1 protein-coding gene and 1 pseudogene are annotated in these 2,139 nt (G+C 36.8%); both read left to right on the forward strand.

The genetic code is table 11. The annotated features are described in order from the left end of the window. Window positions 1-66: 66 nt before the first annotated feature. Window positions 67-501, forward strand: a pseudogene (locus tag CDZ78_RS18215) (recombinase family protein); the annotation flags it as partial. Window positions 502-663: 162 nt separating this feature from the next. Beyond that, on the forward strand, window positions 664-2,139 hold a 1,476-nt coding region (locus CDZ78_RS18220), incomplete at its 3' end, for a DUF7380 domain-containing protein (protein ID WP_087871254.1).

Consider the following 2,139-nt stretch of genomic DNA (forward strand, 5'->3'; position numbering starts at 1 on the left):
TCATATCAATGTGTCATATTTAAATTATAGACTTTGATATGGATGTGTACGACAATCCCCATATATACGCTGATTGTGTGGAAGTTAGACCGCTTAGGTCGTAATTTAAGGCATTTAATCAATACAGTGTATGACTTATCCAGCAAAGGTATTGATTTCAAAGTATTGACAGGACAAGGCGCACAAATTGATACTACGACCTCACAAGGGAAATTAGTATTTGGTATTTTTGCTGCATTAGCTGAGTTTGAGTGTGATTTAATTTCTGAACGAACTAAAGCAGGTTTAGCTTCTGCGCGTGCTCGCGGTAGAACTGGCGGCGCTTCTTTTAAAATGACACCAGCTAAAGTCAGATTATCCGCTGCGTCTATGCAACATCCTGAAACAAAGATCAGTGATTTATGTAAAGAATTAGGTGTTACACGACAAACGCTTTACCGCTATGTTTCGCCAGAGGGAATGCTACGAGAAAGTGGAAATAAATTGCTGAAAAACCCTTAACGGGGTTTATGTTCCGAATTCTGCGTTGCCCCCGACTTCTGCTAACCTTGCTTAAAATCAGCGAACAGTAAGTAGTTATGCCTGAAGATCAGGCTATTTACATTTTTAATAATACTTGCGACAGAACCATCTTGAAGTCGTTGGGTATAGAGGAGTAAGCTTATGGAAAAAAAACTTTCTAAATCGAATTTTATTGCTTGTGAATGGCACTTCGACAAAGCAACTGAAAATCATCATGGTTATGAGGGTGTCATGGAAAGCCTGTCGATAGCGGCTAGAGAAAAAGAAAAATCGGGAGAATCTGAACAAGCCGAAATTTTAAACTTGCTGTCCAATGCGACCTCCATGTATCTTTCAGCAGAAGATATTAATAAGCCATTTAAACCATTGTGGAAAAGAAGTAATCTCCCCTTTCTTACTCCTGATTCCTTTACCCAGGACGCGTTAGTATTTTTCGAAGAAATTTTGCCTGTAGTAGATAACATGTGGCTTAAGGCTCGATTAGCTGATCTATTGTGGTTGTGCAAAAAGAAGGGAAATCATGCCAAAATTGCAGTAAATGCTTATATATCTCACTCAATCGACTCAGGTAACTGGCATATAGGCGTAAGTGATTGTTTTCATAGAGCTATTATCTTATGTAAGAAAATTAATTATAAGGACGGATCAAAAGAAATTAAAAATAAACTTTATACCTCCTTTCAGAAAGATTCTCCGATGTGCAGATCGTTGGCTCAGCTATTACTTCTAAATGAATTAGATATTAAGAGTAATTGTAGGGTAAATATAGTCAACCGGCTTATTACTCTAGGCCAAAAATTATCCGAATCTGGAGACTACCTGGGATCGATAGATTATTTTGATCTGGCTGAAAAAGAACAGAAAAATGAAGATGAATCAGAATGGTTAAATTGTTTATTGTTTATTGCTGATAGCAATAAACATCAGGGGGATCTAAGGTCATCTGATAGTCAAAGTGTTGCCAAGTACTTTTATGAAGAAACCCTTAAATACTATCTAAAGATACCGAACAAATATCGAGAAGAATTAGGGGTACAAAAAAAAATTATCACCATTCGCGACAAAATTGAAATATCTGGAAAAAATGCTCTAGCTCAAATGGTGGAGCTAGAATTACCACCGGTTGATATTTCGGATAGTGTAAAAAAATCCAGAGAGCACGTATCCGGGAAAGAGTCATTAAGAATAGCTCTCCTTTATTTTTCTACTGTATGTATCCTCCCTAGTTTGAAAGATGTTAAAGAAGTTGAGCAAAAGTCAATAGAAAATCCATCTATTATCGATGATATACACTCGATAATAATAGCTCAAGATGGTCGTTGTGTTGCAAGTGTACCGGGTATTAATTTTGATGGAGTGGATGCTGTTCTCAATCATCGAATTCAAAAAAACTTTCAGATAAATATATGTTTTGCTGTTAAAGGACATATTTTACCCGCTTTATCTAAGCTTCGGGATGAGTATTCAGTTACGCTGCCTGTTTTAAAATCTCTATGTGAGTGCTCGGTATTAGTTCCTAAAGGCAGAGAAAATTTAACCGCTTACGCTTTGTGGTTGGGTTTTGGTGGTGATTTTGGTAATGCTATTCATTTACTTTGCCCCCAATTTGAAAACATG

Origin of the sequence: Bathymodiolus platifrons methanotrophic gill symbiont (genome assembly GCF_002189065.1) — a bacterium.
Taxonomy (GTDB): domain Bacteria; phylum Pseudomonadota; class Gammaproteobacteria; order Methylococcales; family Methylomonadaceae; genus Methyloprofundus.